A 19,688-nucleotide genomic window follows, 5' to 3' on the forward strand; every position below is an offset into this window, starting at 1 on the left:
CCCCCCCCCCCCCCCCCCCCCCCCCCCCCCCCCCCCCCCCCCCCCCCCCCCCCCCCCCCCCCCCCCCCCCCCCCCCCCCCCCCCCCCCCCGCCGGTGCGCCCCGTCGCGCATGCTCGACAAAGGCGCGTTCTACGAGCAGCCCGCCGTCAACGACCTGCTCGCCGCGGGCTACGCGGTGGCCGTCACCGACTACGAGGGCTACCGGCCCACCCCGTCGACCACCTACCTGGTCGGCCGCTCCGAGGGCGCCGCGGTCATCGACGCGGTCCGCGCCGCCCAGCGGCTGCCCGGCGGCGGGCTCAGCGCTGAGGCCAAGGTCGTGTTCCGCGGCTACTCGCAGGGCGGGAGCGCGGCGCTGTGGGCCGGGCAGTCGCAGCCCGCCTACGCCCCGGAGCTGAAACTCGTCGGCGTCGTGGGCGGCGGCGTGCCCGCCGACCTGGCCGCGGTCGCGCTCGGCATGGACGGCGCGAAGTCCTCCGGCCTGCTGCTCACCGCCCTGATCGGCCTGGACCGGGCCTACCCGGATCTGCGGCTGGCGGACTACCTCACCGACGCGGGCAGGGCCGCCGTCGCCGACATCGAGCGCGACGCCTGCGCGCTGGAGCTGCTGACCACCTGGTCGGGCAAGAAGCTGGCCGACTACACGACCGCTGACCCGCTGCGCTCCCCGTCCTGGCGGGCCAGGGTCGAGGAGAACAAGCTGGGGACCGCGCCGCTTCCGGCGCCGGTGTACCAGTACCACGCGGAGCGGGACGACCTGGTGCCGGTCGAGCAGGCGCGGGCGCTGCGCGCGGACCTGTGCGCCCGGGGAGTGGCCGTGCGGTACCGGGAGCACCGCTCCGACCACTTCACGTTGGTGCACACCGGAAACCGGGACGCGCTCGACTGGCTGGCCGACCGCTTCGCCGGGCGGTCGCCTGCCTCGAACCGCACCGCCTGACTTTTTTTCACGTTCCTCGGTATGTTATTCACGTTAGGAACGTCGACAAATGGCGAATGCGGGCGCAGAATGCGGCGCCCGGCTTTTGGGACGGCGGTGTTAGTTGTGGTATGCCGCCGGGTCCGCCGAGGTCGGCGCCGGTGTCGAAGTTGTCACGGTTCGCACACTCTCCGGCCACGGCGCCGCCGGGGCCCGTTCGCCCCGGCGGCGCGGGCCCAGACGCGGTTGCCCTGCCTCTAGCCTGGTATGACATGATTTCCGGGCGGCTGACGGCGGCTCGCCGACCCCGGCGGCGGCGCTGGTCCGCAAGGCTGAAACACTCACAACGGCACAAGTCGCCCTGGGGAAACTCGATGAGCGGTGCGAAGTTCGATGGGCCAACTTGACTGTGCCTTAGTGCGCATTCTAACTTCGGCCGGCAGGCGCCGGAAACTCCTCGGCCCGCACGCGGCGCCAAGTGGGCGGGTCGGGAAATTGACTCCGGTCGGAGGAATGACATGAAAGCACCGGGTAAAACGGTGGTCGTCACCGGAGCGGGCCATGGCATTGGCGCCGCCCTGGCGCTGCGGCTGGCCGCCGACTCCCCCCGGGCGGTCGTGGTCTCCGACATCGATCTCGCCGCCGCGACCGAGGTCGCCGACCGCGTGCGCGCGCGCGGGGTGACCGCCGTCGCCGTCCGCGCGGACGTGAGCGACCCGGCCCAGTGCCGCGACCTGATCGCCCGCGCCGAGCGCGACCACGAGGCCGCCGACATCATCTGCTCCAACGCGGGCGTCGCCACCGGGCTCGGCCTGCACGCGGGCGAGGCCCAGTGGGCGAAGTCCTGGTCGGTCAACGTGATGGCGCACGTGCACCTCGCCCAGGCCGCCGTGCCCGGGATGTCGCGCCGCCGCAGCGGCTACCTGCTGGTCACCGCCTCCGCGGTCGGCCTGCTCGGCCTGCCCTCGGACGCGCCCTACACCGTCACCAAGCACGCCGCGGTGGCGCTGGCCGAGTGGCTGGCCTACACCTACGGCCACCTGGGCATCGGCGTGAGCGCGCTGTGCCCGATGGGTGTGCGCACCGACTTCCTCATGCCCGGCGTCGCCGCGGGGCACCCGGCGGCCCGCGCGGTCGCCGAGTTCGCCCCGCTGCTGGAGGCCGCCGACGTCGCCGACGCGGCGGTCGTGGGCATGGCCGAAGAGCGGTTCCTGATCCTCCCGCACGCGGAGGTCGGCGAGATGCACGCGCGCAAGGCGGCGGACCCGGACAGCTGGATCGCGAGCCTGCGCCGTTCCCCAGAGACGAAGACTCGATGACCGACGGAGGCGTCATGGCAGCGCGCGGCGAGCGCCCCGAACTGGTTCTCGGCGTGGGACCGGCGGGACAACCCTGCGCCGGGCTCTGCGGCGCGGTGAGCGCCGCGGGCGGGCTCGGCGTCCTCGACCTGGGCGCGGGCGACCACCGCGCGCGGGCGGCGCTGACCCGCGCGGCGGGCTGGCCGTCGGGCAGGCCGTTCGGCCTGCGCGTGCCAGCCGGGTGCGCGCTCGGCTTTGACGACGTGGCCGCCATCCTCGGCCCGGCCGCCGACCACGTTGAGGTCGTGCTGCTCGGCTGGGACGCGCCGTGGCCGGTCAGCGAGGTCCCGGACCGCTACTTCGTGCTGGTCGAGGTCACCTCCGTGGCCGAGGCGCTGACCGCGGCGGCCATGGGCGCCGACGGCGTCGTCGCCCGCGGCAACGAGGCGGGCGGCCGGGTCGGCGAGTCCGGCGCTTTCGTGCTGCTGCAACAGCTTCTCGCCGAGCCCGAGTTGACGCTGCCGGTATGGGTGTGCGGCGGCGTCGGCCCGGACACCGCCGCGGCGGCCATCGTCGGCGGCGCGGCGGGCGTCGTGCTGGACACGCAGCTCGCGCTGCTGCCCGAGGCGGACGTGCCCGACGACCTCACCGCCGCGCTGACCACCAGCGACGGCACCGACACCGTGGTCATCGACGGCCAGCGGCTGCTGCCGCGCCGCGCGCCCGCCACCGGGCACCTGCCGGTCGGGCAGGACGCCTACCTGGCCACCGCGTTCCTCAACCGCTTCGGCACTGTCGCGCGCGCCGTCGCGGGTGTGCTGGCCGCCGTGCACGAGGCCGTCCGTGCCGACCGCGCGCCGGTCCTGGGCGCCGGGTCGGCGCTGGCCCGCGCGCTGGGCACCGCGCTGCCGGTCGCGCAGGGCCCGATGACGCGGGTCAGCGACCGCGCCGGGTTCGCCGCGGCCGTCGCGGAAGAGGGCGGCCTGCCGTTCCTCGCGCTGGCGCTGGCCTCCGGCGAGCAGACCCGCGCGATGATGACCGAGACCGCCGCCGCGCTGGGCGCGCGGCCGTGGGGCGTCGGCGTGCTCGGGTTCGCCCCGCCGGAGATCCGGTCCGCGCAGCTCGCGGTCATCGAGGAGCTGCGGCCCCCGGTCGCGCTGATCGCGGGCGGCCGCCCCGACCAGGCCAGGGCCCTGGAGGACGTCGGCATCGCCACCTTCCTGCACGTGCCGTCCCCGGGCCTGCTGGCGCAGTTCCTCGACGCGGGCGCGCGCCGGTTCGTCTTCGAGGGCGCCGAGTGCGGCGGCCACGTCGGCCCGCGCACCAGCTTCACCCTGTGGCAGGCCCAGCTCGATGTGCTCCGCGAGCGCGCGGACGTCGCGGGCGTGCAGATCCTGTTCGCGGGCGGCGTCCACGACGCCCGCTCCGCGGCCATGGTGTCCGCGCTGGCCGCCCCGCTCGCCGATCGCGGCGCGGCCGTGGGCGTGCTCATGGGCACCGGTTACCTGTTCACCGAAGAGGCCGTCACCCACGGCGCGGTGACCGCCACGTTCCAGCGGCAGGTCGTCGCGGCCGAGCGGACCGCGCTGCTGCACACCGCCCCCGGCCACGCCACCCGCTGCGTGCCGAGCCCGTTCGTCGACGCGTTCGAGGCCACCGGCCGCGAGCTGCTCGACCGCGGCGTGCCGCAGCGGGAAGTGTGGGAGGAGCTGGAGAAGCTCAACACCGGCCGCCTGCGCATCGCCAGCAAGGGCCTGCGCCGCGAGGGCCCCGAACTGGTGTCGGTGGACGAGGCGGGCCAGCTCGACCAGGGCCTGTTCATGGCGGGCCAGGTCGCGATGCTGCGCGACGCCGTCACCACCGTCGCCGAGCTGCACCAAGACGTCACCGAGCGCGCCGCGCGGTTCCACCGCGACCGGGCCACCCGGCTGCGCGCCGTCCTGGGCCAGGCCCGCCCCGAGCGCCCGGCCCCGCAGCCGCTGGACGTCGCCGTCGTTGGCATGGCCTGCCTGTTCCCCGGCGCGCCGGACCTGGCCTCGTTCTGGGCCAACATCGTCGGCAACGCCGACTGCGTCACCGAGGTCCCGCCGCAGCGCTGGGACGCCGCGACCTACTACGACCCGGCCGCCACCCGCGGCTCCGGCGACGCCACGCCGTCGAAGTGGGGCGGTTTCCTCGACCCGGTGCCGTTCGACCCGCTGCGCTACGGCATCCCGCCCGCCGCGCTCGCCGCCATCGAGCCGGTGCAGCTGCTCGCGCTGGAGGCCGCGCACCGGTCCCTTGTGGACGCCGGATACGCCGAGGGCGGGTTCGACCGCGAGCGCGCGGGCGTGGTGTTCGGCGCGGAGGCGGGCAGCGACCTGTCCACCGCGGCGACCCTGCGCATGGTCCTTCCGTCCTATGTGGACCAGGTGCCCGCCGAGCTGGACTCCCAGCTCCCCAAGCTGACCGAGGACTCCTTTCCGGGCAGGCTCGCCAACGTCATCTCCGGGCGCATCGCCAACCGCCTCGACCTGGGCGCGGTCAACTACACCGTCGACGCCGCCTGCGCGTCGTCGCTGGCCGCGGTCGACGTGGCGTGCAAGGAACTGGCCGCGGGCACCGCCGACCTGATGCTGTGCGGCGGCGCGGACCTGCACAACGCCATCGACGACTACCTGCTGTTCTCCTCCGTCGGCGCGCTGTCGGCGACCGGCGCGTGCCGCACCTTCGACGCGAACGCCGACGGCATCGCCCTCGGCGAGGGCGTGGCGTGCGTGGTGCTCAAGCGCCTCGCCGACGCCGAGCACGACGGCGACCGCATCTACGCGGTGATCCGCGGCGTCGGCAGCGCCAGCGACGGCAAGGCCTTGGGCCTGACCGCGCCGCGCAAGGAAGGCCAGCGGCGTGCCCTCGACCGCGCCTACGCCAACGCGCGCGTCTCGCCCGCCGAGGTCGACTTGGTCGAGGCGCACGGCACCGGCACCGTCGTCGGCGACCGCACCGAGTTGCAGACGCTGACCGAGGTGTTCACCGAGGCGGGCGCGCGGCCCGGCTCGTGCGTCGTCGGGTCGGTCAAGTCCCAGATCGGGCACACCAAGTGCGCCGCCGGGCTGGCCGGGCTGATCAAGTCGGCGATGGCGCTGCACACCGGCGTCCGCCCGCCCACCCTGCACGTCACCGAGCCCAATCCGGCGTGGGACGCGGGCAGCCCGTTCGCGTTCCTCAACACCGCCTCGCCGTGGCTGCGCGAGCCGACCGAGCGCGTCGCCGGGGTCAGCGCGTTCGGCTTCGGCGGCACGAACTTCCACGTCGTCATGACCGGGCACGCCTCGGCCGCGTTCACCCGCCGCGGCCTGCGGCAGTGGCCCGCCGAGCTGTTCACCTTCCGCGGCGCGGACGACGCCGCCGCGCACCGGCAGATCGAGCGGCTGCTGGAAAGCGTCACCGCCAACGCCGCCAGCGGAAACCCCTGGACGTTGCGCGACCTGGCCCGCACCGCCGCCGCCCGCGCCGACCGCGAGGTCGCGCCGGTCCGCGTGTCGATCGTCGCGCAAGACCTCGACCAGCTCCAGACGCTGCTGCGGCGCGCGCTGGCGGGGGAGAGCGACGAGAAGGCCGGGCTGTACCGGGCGACCGGCGAGCAGGAGCAGGGCAAGCTGGCCGTGCTGTTCCCCGGCCAGGGCAGCCAGCGGCCGGGGATGCTCTCGGACCTGTTCGTCGCCTTCCCCGACCTGGCCCGCTTCGCCGGGCGCGGCGAGATCGCCGCGGCGATGTTCCCGCCCGCCGCGTTCGACCAGGCTGCCGCCGACGCCCAGCGCGACCGGCTGCGCGACACCCGGATGGCCCAGCCCGCCCTCGGCGTCACCGGCCTGGCCGTGCACGAGCTGCTGACCAAGGTCGGCGTCGAGGCCGACATGTACGCCGGGCACAGCTACGGCGAACTCGTCGCCCTGACCGCCGCCGGGTCCCTCGACCCGCGCGACCTGATCGCGCTGAGCGCGGTGCGCGCCCGCACGATCCTCGCCGCCGCGGGCGACGACCCGGGCGCGATGGCCGCGGTCTCCGCCGACCGGGCCACCGTGGAAAGCGTCCTCGACGGCGCCCGGCTCGCGGGCCGGGTCGTCATCGCCAACCACAACGCGCCCCGCCAGATCGTCGTGTCCGGCCCGACCTCGATGGTCTCCGAAGCCATCGAGGCGCTGCGCGCGGCCGGGGTCTCGGCCAAGCGCCTTGAGGTGGCGTGCGCGTTCCACAGCCCGGTCATCGCGGGCGCGAGCGACGCGTTCGCCGGTGAGCTGGCCTCGCGGTCCTTCGCCGCGCCCCGCGTCCCGGTGTGGAGCAACCGGCTGGCCAAGCCCTACGTCGGGGACGCGGAGGGCATCCGCGCCGAGTTGGCTTCCCAGGTCACCGGGTCGGTGCGGTTCTGCGAGCAGATCGAGAACATGTACGCCGACGGCGCCCGGGTGTTCCTGGAGGCGGGTCCGGGCAGGGTGCTCACCAACCTGGTCCGCGAGATCCTCGGCGACCGCCCGCACACCGTCATCCCGGTCGAGCCGACCCGCGACGCCGGGCTGCCCGGTTTCCTGCACGCGCTGGCCCGCCTCGCCGTCGCGGGCGTTCCGCTGCGCACCGGCTGGCTCGTCGCCGCCCGCGGCGCCCAGGACGTCAGCACGCTGACCCCGCCCGCCCGGCCGGGCTGGACGGTCGACGGCCACTTGGTCCGCACCGTCGACGGCCAAGTCATCCCCGGCGGCCTCGCCCCGGCCAAGCGGATCGCGACCCTGTCCGCCGCGGCCCCCGCCCCGGCCCCGGCGACCACCCGCGACGAGATGGTCGCCGACTTCCTACGCACCAGCCGCGAGATGATCACCGCCCAACGCGACGTGCTGCTCGGCTACCTGGGTGCGGCCCCCGCGCCGACCGCCCCCGCTGGCCCCCCGGCGGTGCGGCCCGCGCTCGTCGCGCCCGCCCCCGCCGCTCAGCCGACCGACGTGCTGTCCACTGTGGTCGGTCTGATCGCCGAGCGGACGGGTTACCCGGCCGACATGGTCGACCCCGGCCTGGATCTCGAAGCCGACCTCAGCGTCGACTCCATCAAGCGCACGGAGATCGCGGGCGAACTCGCCGCCCGACTGGGCAGCGCCGTGGACGTCGAGTCCCTGGTGCGGGCCCGCACGGCGGCCGAACTGGCCGCGCTGCTCGCCCCCGCCCAGGGAACCCACCCGACTCCGGTCGCCGGACACCCGGCCCAGACGGTGGATGTCCTGTCCGCTGTGGTCGGTCTGATCGCCGAGCGCACGGGCTACCCCGCCGACATGATCGACCCCGGGTTGGACCTCGAAGCCGACCTGAGCGTGGACTCCATCAAGCGGACCGAGATCGCCGGTGAACTGGTGTCCCGGCTCGGCGGCTCGGCGAACGTCGAGGACTTGGTGCGGGCGCGCACGGCGGCCGAACTGGCGGGCTTGCTTGCCCCGGGCCACTCGACCCGGCAGACCGTCGCGGTGGATGTCCTGTCCACAGTGGTCGGTCTGATCGCCGAGCGCACGGGCTACCCAGCGGACATGATCGACCCTGGGCTGGACCTTGAGGCTGACCTGAGCGTGGACTCGATCAAGCGCACGGAGATCGCGGGCGAACTCGCCGCCCGGCTCGGCAGCGCGGTCGACGTCGAGTCGCTGGTGCGGGCCCGCACCGCCGCCGAGCTGGCGGGTTTGCTTGCTCCCGCCCAGGGATCTCGGTCGGCGCCTGTGGTGGATGTTCTGTCTACTGTGGTCGGTCTGATCGCAGAGCGTACGGGTTACCCGGCCGACATGATCGACCCTGGGTTGGACCTTGAGGCCGACCTGAGCGTGGATTCGATCAAGCGGACCGAGATCGCCGGTGAGCTGGTGTCGCGGCTCGGCAGTGCGGTTGACGTTGAGTCGCTGGTGCGGGCGCGTACCGCCGCAGAGTTGGCGGGTTTGCTTGCTCCTGCCCGGGAATCCGCGCCTGCGGTGGATGTTCTGTCTACTGTGGTCGGTTTGATCGCGGAGCGGACCGGTTACCCCGCCGACATGATCGACCCGGCCTTGGACCTTGAGGCCGACTTGAGTGTCGATTCGATCAAGCGGACTGAGATCGCCGGTGAGCTGGTGTCGCGGCTCGGCAGTGGGGTCGACGTTGAGTCGCTGGTGCGGGCGCGCACCGCCGCCGAGCTGGCAGCCCTGCTCGCGCCCCGCCCGGCCGCCCCGGCCACGCCCGCCGCGCCGACGGGCGATGCCCTCTCGACCGTGGTCGCCGTGATCGCTGAGCGGACCGGCTACCCGGCCGACATGATCGACCCGGGCCTCGACCTCGAAGCCGACCTGAGCGTCGACTCCATCAAGCGGACCGAGATCGCGGGCGACCTGGCCGCCCGGCTGGGCAGCACCGCCGACCTGGACGAGCTGGTCCGGGCCCGCACCGCGGCCGCCCTCGCCGACCTGCTCACCGCCACCCCCAAGGCCGCCGCCCCCGCGGCCAAGGCTGCGGCGTCCGGGCCGGTCGTGCGCGGCGAAGCGCCGGGACGCTACGTCCTCGGGCTGGTCGACGCCCCCGGCACGCCGTCGGACGACCCGGGCGCGCTGTTCGGCGCGACCCTGCTCATCGCCGGCGGCACCCCCGACCTGGTGGAAGAACTCGCCGGGCAGCTCTCGGCGCGCGGCGCGCTCGCCATGCCGCTGCCGGGCCTGCCCGAACTGGCCGAGTGGGTCGACCGCGTGGACGGCCTGATCTGCCTGCCCACCGGTGACGAGCCGTTGCTGCCCGCCGCGTTCCCGATGTTCCGCTCGGTGCTGGAGCGCCGCCCGCGCTGGCTGCTGGCCGCCGCCCACGGCGACCCGCTGCGCGCGGCCGGTCTACGCGGCTTCTTCCGCACCCTGCGCCGGGAGTACCCGGACACCGTGTCCCGGCTGGTCGAGTTCGAGGACTTCCCCGCCGACGACTACTCGGCCGCCACCGCGGTGATCGAGGAGCTGCTCACCCCCGGGCCTGAGCCGGTGGTGGTGCGCTCGGCGACCCGCCAGGCGTTCGACCTGGTGCCCACCCCGCTCGGCGCGCTGGCCATGACCGGCTCCGGGCCCGCTGGCCCCGGCGTCGCCGAGGCCGAGGCGATGGGGCTGCGCGCGGACTCCGTGGTGCTGCTCGTCGGCGGCGCCCGCGGCATCACCGCGCAGGTCGCCACCGCGCTCGCCGCGGCGACCGGCTGCAAGATCGAGTTGGCGGGCCGCACCGGCCCGTCGACCGAGCCGGAGCACCCGGCCACCGCCGCCGCGCACGACCTCGCCGGGCTGCGCAAGGCCCTCGCGGGTCTCGGGCACACGGGGCCCGCCGCCATCGACCGCGCCGCCCGCGACATCCTCGCCCGCCGCGAGGTCAACGCGACCCTGGCCGGGCTGCGCCGCCTGGGCAGCGAGGCCAACCTGCACGCGCTGGACGTGCGCGACCCGGACGCGGTGCGCCGCCTGGTCAAGCAGATCCACGCCGAGCACGGGCGCATCGACGCCGTGGTGCACGCCGCGGGCGTCATCGAGGACAAGCTCATCGCCGAGAAGGACCCCGAGTCGTTCCGGCGGGTCTTCGCCACCAAGGTCGACGGCCTCGCCGCCCTGCTCGCCGGGCTGGACGACGTCAGCGCCGCGCCGCGGTTCGTGGTGTCCTTCGGCAGCATCGCCGCCGCCCTGGGCAACCGCGGCCAGGCCGACTACGCCGCGGCCAACGACGCCCTCGACGTGCTGGGCGCGGCCTGGTCGCAGCGCACTGGCAACCGGGCCCTGACCGTCCACTGGGGACCGTGGGCGCCCGACGAGCAGCACGGCGGCATGGTCAGCGTGGAACTGGGCCGCAGCTACGCCGAGCGCGGCGTCAAGCTGATCTCCCCGGCCGATGGCGTGGCCGCCCTGCTCGCCGAGTTGGCCTGGGGCTCGCCCGAGGTGCGGTCGGTGGTCTACACGGCGTCGGGGTGGTGAGGCGGATGGCCCGTTCCCCCGCTGTCCGCCAGCTCCTGCTCGGCGCCGCGTCCCCGGCGGCGCTGACCGAGCTGCTGGCCCGTCCGCTGGAGGACCTGCTCGCCGCCGCGCCCGCGCGGGTGCCCGGTCCGCGCTTGGCCCTGCTCGACCCCACTCCCGAGCGGATCGACCTCGCCCGCCGCGTCGTCGGCAAGGGCCGCGCCTGGCGTGGCCGCAAGGACCTGTGGTTCAGCCCGGACCCGCTGCTGGGCGCGCCGGGCACGAGCGTGGCGTTCCTGTTCCCCGGCCTGGAGGCCGAGTTCGACCCGGCGGTCGCCGACGTCGCCGAGTGGCTGGGCGTGCCGGTCCCCGACCTGAGCGTCGAGACCCTGGGCAGGCACGGCGCCGCGGTCATCAACGTCGGCAGGCTCATGGACGCCGCCCTGCGCAAGCTCGCGATCACCCCCGCGGTGGTGGCCGGGCACAGCGTGGGGGAGTGGACCGCGATGATCGCGGGCGGCATGTTCGCCGCCGCCGACTTCGACGAGATGCTGACCCGGATCGACCTGGACGCGCTGCGCGTGCCCGGCGTCGAGTTCGCCGTGCTGGGCTGCCCGGCCGACCGCGCCGCCGAGGCCGTGGACGGGGTGGCCGGGGTCGTCGTCTCGCACGAGAACTCCACGAACCAGACCGTGGTGTGCGGACCGGCGGACGCGGTCAAGGGCGTCGTGGACGACCTGCGGGCCAAGGCCGTGATCTGCCAGGTCATGCCGTTCCGCTCCGGCTTCCACACCCCCATGCTCGCCCCCTACCTGGCCCCGTTCCGGGAGAGCGGCGTCCCCAGCCTGCGCCTGCACCCGCCCACGGTGCCGGTGTGGTCGGCGACCACCGCGAGCCCGTTCCCGGTGGACGAGGGCGCCGCGCGGGAACTGTGCGTCCGGCACCTGCTGGAACCGGTCCGCTTCCGCGCCCTGGCCCTGGCCCTGCACGACTCGGGCGTCCGCGCGTTCGTCCAGGCGGGCCCCGGGCAGCTCGGGTCGTTGATCGATGACACCCTGCGCGAGCACGACCACCTGACCGTGGCCGCCAACGCGGGCCGCTCCACCGGGATGCTGCAACTGCGCCGCGCCGCCTTGGCCCTGTGGACCGAGGGCGCCGCCCCCGACTTCACCGCCCTCGACCCCGCCGAGGCCGTGACCGTCGCCGGATCACCCGCCACCCCGGCCCCCGAAGCCCTCGCCCCCGAGGACTCGACCGCAACGGCGCCCGCTGGCTCGCCCCTTCCGGGGATCATGGCCCAGGGCGCCACTGCCCCGGCGGCGCGGACCGTGCACCCCGCTCCGGAGCCCTGGCGCCCGGCGCCAGAAGCGCCTGCCGCCCAGCTCCCCGGAGTCTCGGCGCCCCCCACCCAGGCCCCCGCGACCTCGGTGCCCCGGCTCCCGGCGCCGGTTGCCCCGGCTCCCGGGGGAGCGCGAGCGTGGCGCTCCGCGCCCGCCGCGCGGCCCGAGCCCGCGCCGGTCGGCGCGCTCGACCAGCTCGCCGCCCTGGCCGACCGCTTCCCCGCGTTGCCCGAACTCGCCGCCCTGGTGCGCGAGACCGCCGAGTCGGTGGCCGCCGTGCTCGCCGCCGCCCAGGCCACCCCCGCCGCCCACTCGCCCGCGTCGGCCCACTCGACCTCCCACATGTCCGGCTCTGGGAGGCCACCTGCCCATGGGGCAGCGGCTTCTCACCTGACCTCCGGCGTGTCCGGCTATGGCCAGCCACCCGCGTCAGCGCACGGGGCAGCGGCTTCTCACCAGACCTCCGCCGCGTCCGGCTACGGCCAGCTACCCACCCACGGGCAGGCGGCTTCCCACCTGACCTCCGCCGCCTCCGGACCTGGCTCGGCGGCCTCCTCCCCGGCAGGCTCGGCGTCCCCTCCGGCGGGCCCCGGCTCGGCGACCGGCCACTTGGCCGCGTCCAGCACCGGTCCGGCCGCGTCCCGGCCGACCCCGGCCGCGCCGAGGACCGCGCCGCCCGCGGTCGGTCGGCCGAGGGGGCTCGGATCGGCCGCCGCACCGAGGGGGCCCGCTGTGCTCGCCTCGTCCACGCCGCCCGGCGTGACCACCGAGCTGGTCGTCTCCACCAGCGAGATGCCCTACCTGCTCGACCACTGCTTCGCCCACCAGCGCCCCGGCTGGCGCGACGAGGCCGACCTGCGGCCGGTGGTCCCGGCCACCACCGTCGTCTGGCACCTGATGCGCTTCGCCCAGGACCTGGTGACCGACCGAGTTGCCGTCGGCGTGGACGACGTGCGGCTGCACCAGTGGCTGGTCGCCGCGCCCGAGCAGCGGGTGCCGGTGCGGGTGCGCCGCGTTGACCGCGACCGCGTGCAGGTCCGCCTCGGCGACTACGCCGACGGCGTCGTGGTGTTCGCCGACGACTACCCGTCCGGCCCACCCGTCTGGGAGGAACCCGCCGACGAGCGCCAGCCCACGGTCACCGCCGCCCGCCTCTACGAGGAGCGCTGGCTGTTCCACGGCCCCGCCTACCAGGGCGTCACCCGCACCGTGGGCGTCGCCCCGCACGCCGCGCGCGCCGAGGTCACCGTGCCCAGCGCGCCCGGGGCGCTGCTGGACAACGCGGGCCACGTCATCGGCCACTGGCTGGTGGAGTGCCACCCGCAGCGGTGGATCGCGTTCCCGGTGTCGATCGCCCGCATCCGCTTCCACGCGCCGGAGCCGCCGGTGGGCACGGCGGTGGAGAGCGCGATCCGGATCGCCGCCATCGATGAGCGCGAGTTGCGCGCCGACCTGCAGGTCAGCAGCGGCGACCAGACCCTGGTGTCGATCACCGGATGGACCGACCACCGGTTCGACAGCGACCCCAAGACCAGCGCCGTGCACCGCTTCCCGGAGACCAGCGCCCTGTCCGACCGGCACGAGCGCGGCTGGTGGCTCGCCGCCGAGCGCTGGCCGACGCTGGCCTCCCGGGAGTTCTACCTGCGCAAGTACCTTGGCTCGGCCGAGCGGGCCGAGTACGAGAGCTGCCCCCCGCGCGAGCGCAGGCAGTGGCTGCTCGCCCGCGTGGTGCTCAAGGACGCGGTGCGCGGCAAGCTGTGGGACAGCGGATTCGGCCCGCTGTTCCCGGCCGAGATCGAGATCCGCGAGGACGCGGACGGCCGGATGGTCGCGGTCGGCCGGGAGGGGTTAGTCTTGCCCGCCCTCGACTTGGCCGTGGCGACCTGCCGCGAGGTCGGCGTCGCGCTGGTGTCCGAACCGGCGGCGACTCCGCTCGCCGTCGCGGTGGTCGAGGTGGGACAGCGGAGCGTCGCGGCGGCCGAGGCCGACGCGCGCGCCGCGGTCGGCGGTGTCAGGGCGGACACCGAACTGGTCGGCAGCCCGGCGGGGCTGCCGGACCGGCAGTACATCGTCGCCTGGACGGCGGCACGTGACACCCAGAGGGAGCGTTTCCAGTGACCATTTCCCAGGTGACCGAGACGGCACAGCAGTCCCCCGCGCGCGCGGAGGTCCTCGATGAGATCCGCGGCATGCTGGAGAAGGTGCTCGACCAGTACGGCCTTGACGACACCGAGATCACCGAGGACACCACGTTCCACGACGACCTCGGGCTGGAGAGCATCGACCTCGTCGCGGTGGCCGCGATGCTCAGCGAGCGCTACGGCGAGCAGGTCAACCTCGCCGCGTTCCTCGCCGAGCTCGACCTCGACCAGGTCATCGCCCTGCGCGTCGGCCTGCTCGTGGACTTCGTGGTCGACGCGACGGCGGGACGCTGAGCCGTGGCGATGATCGAGGTCCGGGGCATCCGCACGCACTACCAGCGGATGCCCGCGAAGAACCCGCGCTCGGCGTCCCCGCCGGTCGTGGTGTTCGTCCACGGCCTCGGCTACGACAGCCTGGCCAGCTTCTACCTCACCCTGGCCGCGCCGTTCGCCGAGGCGGGCATGGAGGTCTTCACCTACGACCTGCGTGCCCACGGGCGCACCGAGCGGCCCGCGACGGGGTACCTGCTGTCCGACTTCGTCGACGACCTGACCGAACTGCTCGACCTGACCGGGATCCACCAGCCGGTGCACCTGGTCGGCAACAGCTTCGGCGGCACGATCGCGTTCAGCTTCGCCGCCCGGCACCCCGGCCGGGTGCGCAGCATCGTCTCCATCGAGGCCGAGCCAGCCACCGAGCCGTGGGCCGAGAAGATGGGCCGCACGCTGGAGATCGTCGTGGCCGAGATGGACAACGAGGAGAACCTGCGCTGGCTGGCGGAGACCTTCGGCAGCCACCACGCGCGGCTGGCCAAGGCCGCCGCGGCGATGATCCGGGCCACGAGCATCGTGGAAGAGGTGCCTCAGGGGCCGCTGCTCAGTTCCTCCGACCTGGCTTCGATCACGTGCCCGGTGCTGTCCATTTTGGGCAGTGAGGGGTTCCAGAGTGATGACCTGACGGCTGTTGAGTCGTTGTTGCCGGATTGCCGGACTGAGGTCATCGACGGGCAGAACCATTCGGTGCTGGTGGAGCGGCATCGGACTGTGCGGGACATGGTGCTTGGCTGGGTGAACGATCTGCATGACCGGGCTGCTGCGTGAGTTCTTTTGTGGGGCTTGCTCGATTGGGTGGAGTGGCTTCTTTGGGGCCCCTACGAAGGAAGATCCCTGCCGTGGAAAGACGGGTGGGGTGCCTTCGGCTCCACGGCCACGGCAAGTTTAGGGATCTTCCTTCTCCCCCAAAGAAACCACTCCACCCAATCGAGCACTTGGCGAGCCTGCCTGCCGGTTCGCGGGGCGACGGGTGTGTCTCCGGGGCACGGGAGGTGCGGCGGTGAGCCGGTTCTTGGTGGTTGTGCCTCCGTTCACCGGGCACATCAATCCGGTGGTCGGTGTTGCTGCTGAGTTGTCACGGCGGGGGCACTCGGTTGCCTGGGCGGGGGACCTTGATCTGCTGACCAGGCTGCTTCCCAGCGGTTCGCGGATCTATCCGTGTGCTGGGGCTCCGGTTGCTGAGCGGCCTGCGCAGGCGCGGGGGTTTGCCGCGTTGAAGTTTCTTTGGGGTGACGTGTTGGTTCCCCTTGCCGAGGCGATGGTGCCTGGGGTGGAGCAGGCGATCGCCCTGGAGCGGCCTGATGTGGTGGTTGTGGACCAACAGGCTTTCGCGGGGGCGTTGGTTGCTGAGCGGGTGGGGATTCCGTGGGTGACTTCTGCTACCACCTCCAGTGAGTTCACTGACCCGCTGGCCGCCATGCCCGCTGTCGGCGAGTGGGTTGCCGAGCAGCTTTCCGGGCTGCGTGGGCGGTTTGGCGATCCGGGGGCGGTGGGGGATCTTCGGTTCTCGCCGCGTCTGGTGCTGGGGTTCACCACGCCCGCGTTGGTGGGGGACGTGGAGACTCCGGGTGGGGCGCTGCGGTTTGTTGGTCCGGTCGCTCGTGAAGAGGCTGTTGACTCTGGGTTTCCGTGGTCCTGGTTGGACTCTGGGCGGCGGTTGGTGCTGGTCACCCTGGGGACGTTGAACGCGGACGCGGGTGGGCGGTTCCTGCGGGAATGCGTTGCGGCCATTGGTGAGCGGCCTGGGGTCGCGGCTGTGGTGGTCGCGCCGGGGGATGTGTTCGGTGGGGTCGAGGTTCCAGACAATGTTCTGGTTCGTGACTCTGTGCCGCAGCAGGCGGTGCTCGACCGGGCCGAGGCGGTTGTGTGCCATGCGGGGCACAACACCGTGTGCGAGTCGCTGGCTCGGGGGCTGCCGCTGGTGGTGGCGCCCATCCGCGATGATCAGCCGATTGTGGCCGAGCAGGTCGTTGGCGCTGGGGCGGGGGTGCGGGTGCGGTTCGCGCACGCGCGGGCCGAGCACATCGGCAAGGCGTTGGACGAGGTGCTGGACAACCCCGTGCTCCGGCAGGGGGCGCGGGCGGTGGGGGAGTCGTTCCGGGCGGCGGGCGGGGCTGTTGCCGCGGCCGACGAACTTGTGATAGTAAGCCAAAAACACCGACCGCACGCGATCGTGTCGTCGCAGGTCGTGGCCTATAACGGCACTTAACGTCCAGGCAAAAACTGTCGGTAGGCACACAAAACCTTGACTCCGGTGTGCGGTCTCCGCGCAGTTTTGTCGCAACTGGTCAGTCACCCTTGACCCCAGGTTAATGGGGGTGCTTTCTTCGGTGAACCGAGGTGGGACTAGACCGAGGACGGGTGTCATGGCTGCCGACTGCGTGGTTTTCGACATGACGATGGATCACTCTCGGTCCGAGCTGTGGGAGATCCTGGGCGAGCCGGCGCGCTACCCCCGCTTCTTCCGGGGGGTCAGCAGTTGCGACAAGCTCGCCACCGACGGATACGGCGCGCCCGCCGAGTACGCGCTGCGGGCGTGTCTGGGCACGAACGCGGTGATCGACCACCGGCTGCGCACGGTCATCAACCGGCGGGACGAGCAACTAGTGCTTTCCGGGGTTCCGGACACCGGGGGCTGGGTCTCGATCCGGCTCAGCGACGCCGGGCCCGACCGCACCCAGGTCAAGATCGTCTTCTTCAAGCCCATGCTGCGCCACGAGCTGGGCGCGTCCTGGTCGGAGTCCGACATCCGCACCTGGGCCCGCGACGGGCTGCGCCGGGTGTCCGACCACCTCGCCGGGGTCGCCGACACCCGCGCCGACCGGCACCGGGAGCCGCGCGGGTCGGCGCTGCACGTGGCGAAGACGCTAATCAGCGCGGGCATCCTCATGCCTGCCCGGCCCGACAAGACGCTGCGCCAGCTGCGGGCGCTCGCCAAGTGGGGCGCGACCCTCGCGGGCGGCTACGGCGCGGCGGCGGCGCGGTCGCCCAAGGCGCCCGCGATCACCGACGAGGACCGCGAGCTGACTTTCGCCGAGGTCGACCAGCGCAGCACCCGCCTCGCGCGCAGCCTGGCCGATCTCGGTGTCGGCCCGGCGAGCAAGGTGGGGGTGCTCGCCCGCAACCATTCCGCGATGGTGCAGACGCTGGTGGCCTGCGGGAAGCTCGGGGCGGACGCGGTGCTGCTCAACACCGGGCTCGCGGGCGCGCAGATCGATGACATGGTGCGCAGGCACACCGTGGTCGTCCTGGTCGCCGACGACGAGTTCACCCCGTTGCTGCGCTACCTGCCCGACGACATTCCGCTGGTGGGCACCGGTGAGCCCAACGACCACGTCAACGTCACCGTCGAGGAGCTGATCGAGGCGGGCTCGGCCGATCCGCTGCCCGCGCCGCCAGAGCCGGGCAGGCTCATCGTGCTCACCTCCGGGACTACCGGCACCCCCAAGGGCGCCCGGCGGCCCACCCCGGGCTTGGCCGACGCCGCGCAGGTGCTCTCCCGCATCCCGCTGCGCGCGGGAGACCGGATCTTCGTGGCGGCCCCGATCTTCCACAGCTGGGGGCTGACGGCGCTGCAGATCGCCATGCCGCTGCGCGCGGGCTTGGTGCTGCAGCGCCGGTTCGACGCGGAGGCGACCCTGGCCGCGATCGCCGAGCACCGCTGCACGGCGCTGTTCGCGGTGCCGATCATGTTGCAGCGCATCCTGAACCTGCCCGCTGCGGTGCGCGCCCGCTACGACACCTCCAGCCTGCGGATCGTGGCCAGCAGCGGCTCCGCGCTGCCCGGGGCGCTGGTCACCGGCTTCATGGACACCTTCGGCGACATCCTCTACAACTTCTACGGCTCCACCGAGGTCTCCGCCGCCAGCATCGCGGGCCCCGCCGACCTGCGCGCCGCCCCGACAACAGCGGGCCGCGCACCGCAGGGCACTCGCCTCGGACTGCTGGGCCCGGACGGCAAACCGGTCCCGCCCGGGGTGGTCGGCCGGATCTTCGTCGGCAACGACATGCTTTTCGACGGCTACACCGACGGCGCCGCCCGCGAGGTCCGCAACGAGCTCATGGACACCGGCGACCGCGGCTACTTCGACGCGGACGGCAGGCTGTTCGTCTCCGGCCGCGACGACGAGATGATCGTCTCCGGCGGCGAGAACGTCTTCCCCCGCCCGGTCGAGGAGGTCCTGGTCGACCTGCCCCAGGTGGACGAGGCCGCCGTGGTCGGCGTTCCCGACGCCGAGTACGGCCAGCGGCTGGTCGCCTACGTGGTGGTGCGCCCCGGCGCCAGACTGGACGAGGACAGCGTCCGCGCCTACGTCCACCAGCGCCTGGCCCGCTTCTCCGTGCCCCGCGAGGTCATCTTCGTGGACGAGCTGCCCCGCAACCAAACCGGCAAGGTCCTCAAACGCGTCCTAGCCGAGGGCGACCTCCTAGAACAACAGGTAGACGCCGGTGACGCGGCATGAACGGCGCCTTGATGACCTTGGCGACCCTGGCGCTGCTCACCGCAGCCGTGGTCGCCTTCGCGAAGTGGAACCGCTCCCGCAGACGCCGAGACAAGGTGGTCTTCCGCCAGGTCCTTGATGAGGTCAGCGCCGAAATCTCCGAGTTCGCCGACGAGATCGAATCAGTCCCCAGACGAGCAGGCGGAATAGTCGCCGAACAACGCCGCAGAGCAACCGCCGCCTACACCGAAGCCTCCCGACTCCTAGCCAAAGCCCGCACCCCCCACGACCTGAGCGAGGCCTGCGCCCTCATCCGAGAGGAACGCCAACGCCTCCGCTCAGTCCGCGAAGGCGCCTGAGCCCTGCGGCACCGGCTGATGGACCGAGGCAGCCACCCGCCAGCCACACCCAACGCCAGCGGGCGCCCGCCACCCACCCTGCCAACCAGCCCTGCCCGACCTCTGCCAGGTGCTCGGTGGGTGGAGCAAAGGCAGCGACCCACGCCCCTGCCAACCGCACCCGCCCCTGCCAGGTGCCCGGTGGGGTCAAACAGCGAACCCACGCTCCCACCAACCGGCACCCACGCCCGCCAGGTGCTCGATGGGGTGGAGTGGTTTCTTCGGGGGAGAAGGAAGATCGCTAAGCTGGCTCCGCACGTGTGAGGCCGTAGGCTTCCCACCCGTCTTTCACACGGCGATCTTCCTTCGTAGGGGCCCCGAAGAAACCACTCCACCCCATCGAGCGGACCCACGAAACCCAGCCCGGGAACCGCTCCACCCCATCGAGCACACCCCACGAGCCACCCACCACCAGACAGCCCCTACGATGCCCCCCGAAGCCCCCGAAGACACCCGAACACGAAATCGCCCCAAATAACCCGGCGAAGATTCCGCCGATGCGCGAACCCGTCGCGGACGCACAACCTATCCCCGCTGAACCCACGTGACACAATGGTGCCCAAATCATTCCCGTCCCGTGTTTCGCCCCCACCCCAGGAACCCGGCGTTCAGTGACAACTCTGCTGGCCAGCTTGCTCGACCAAGCACAAAACAGCGCCATCCACCCGCCCCGAGGGCCTGCCGCGCCCCCAGTGATCTGCGGGGTTGCGCACAAAGTGGACCATGGAATTGCGCGCCCAGTGACAACTCCCCTGCCATTACGCGCCAGTACGGAAAGCACTGTTGTCATGCTGGTGACACGCTGGTAACGTCCCTTGCCGTGGTTCGGCGTGCGGTTTGCGCCTATTCCCTCCGCTTATTATCCGG

At 73.2% G+C, this 19,688-nt stretch carries 9 protein-coding genes; all 9 read left to right on the top strand.

Annotated elements, in window-relative coordinates:
• Window positions 1-110 precede the first annotated feature (110 nt).
• The 9 genes from ACZ6SD_RS23150 (at window position 111) to ACZ6SD_RS23190 (ending at window position 18,782) form a co-directional block, all read left to right on the top strand.
• Window positions 111-941, top strand: a complete 831-nt coding sequence (locus ACZ6SD_RS23150; protein WP_465319059.1) for a lipase family protein — start codon at window positions 111-113, stop codon at window positions 939-941.
• 497 nt (window positions 942-1,438) lie between these two features.
• Window positions 1,439-2,239 carry an SDR family oxidoreductase gene (locus ACZ6SD_RS23155; protein ID WP_465319060.1) on the top strand — a complete coding sequence of 267 codons (801 nt, stop codon included), beginning with the start codon at window positions 1,439-1,441 and terminating at the stop codon, window positions 2,237-2,239.
• A complete protein-coding gene (locus tag ACZ6SD_RS23160) occupies window positions 2,236-10,188 on the top strand; it encodes an SDR family NAD(P)-dependent oxidoreductase (RefSeq protein WP_465319061.1) in 7,953 nt (2,650 codons plus the stop codon). Before ACZ6SD_RS23155 ends, ACZ6SD_RS23160 begins: the two co-directional genes overlap by 4 nt.
• A gap of 5 nt (window positions 10,189-10,193) precedes the next feature.
• On the top strand, window positions 10,194-13,625 hold the full coding sequence (locus ACZ6SD_RS23165; protein WP_465319062.1) for an acyltransferase domain-containing protein: 3,432 nt from the start codon (window positions 10,194-10,196) through the stop codon (window positions 13,623-13,625).
• 11 nt (window positions 13,626-13,636) lie between these two features.
• Window positions 13,637-13,942 carry an acyl carrier protein gene (locus ACZ6SD_RS23170; protein WP_465319063.1) on the top strand — a complete coding sequence of 102 codons (306 nt, stop codon included), beginning with the start codon at window positions 13,637-13,639 and terminating at the stop codon, window positions 13,940-13,942.
• Between the two features lie 9 nt (window positions 13,943-13,951).
• Window positions 13,952-14,749 carry an alpha/beta fold hydrolase gene (locus ACZ6SD_RS23175; protein WP_465319083.1) on the top strand — a complete coding sequence of 266 codons (798 nt, stop codon included), beginning with the start codon at window positions 13,952-13,954 and terminating at the stop codon, window positions 14,747-14,749.
• A gap of 466 nt (window positions 14,750-15,215) precedes the next feature.
• Window positions 15,216-16,190 (top strand): glycosyltransferase, encoded by a 975-nt coding sequence (locus ACZ6SD_RS23180; RefSeq protein ID WP_465319064.1) that lies wholly within the window; start codon window positions 15,216-15,218, stop codon window positions 16,188-16,190.
• Window positions 16,191-16,347: 157 nt separating this feature from the next.
• Entirely contained in the window at window positions 16,348-18,444 is a 2,097-nt protein-coding gene (locus tag ACZ6SD_RS23185) for an AMP-binding protein (RefSeq protein WP_465319065.1), read from the top strand.
• Window positions 18,441-18,782 carry a hypothetical protein gene (locus ACZ6SD_RS23190; protein WP_465319066.1) on the top strand — a complete coding sequence of 114 codons (342 nt, stop codon included), beginning with the start codon at window positions 18,441-18,443 and terminating at the stop codon, window positions 18,780-18,782. The genes ACZ6SD_RS23185 and ACZ6SD_RS23190 overlap by 4 nt, the downstream gene beginning before the upstream one ends.
• The last annotated feature ends 906 nt before the right edge of the window (window positions 18,783-19,688 follow it).

The organism is Actinokineospora sp. NPDC051303 (assembly GCF_055586285.1).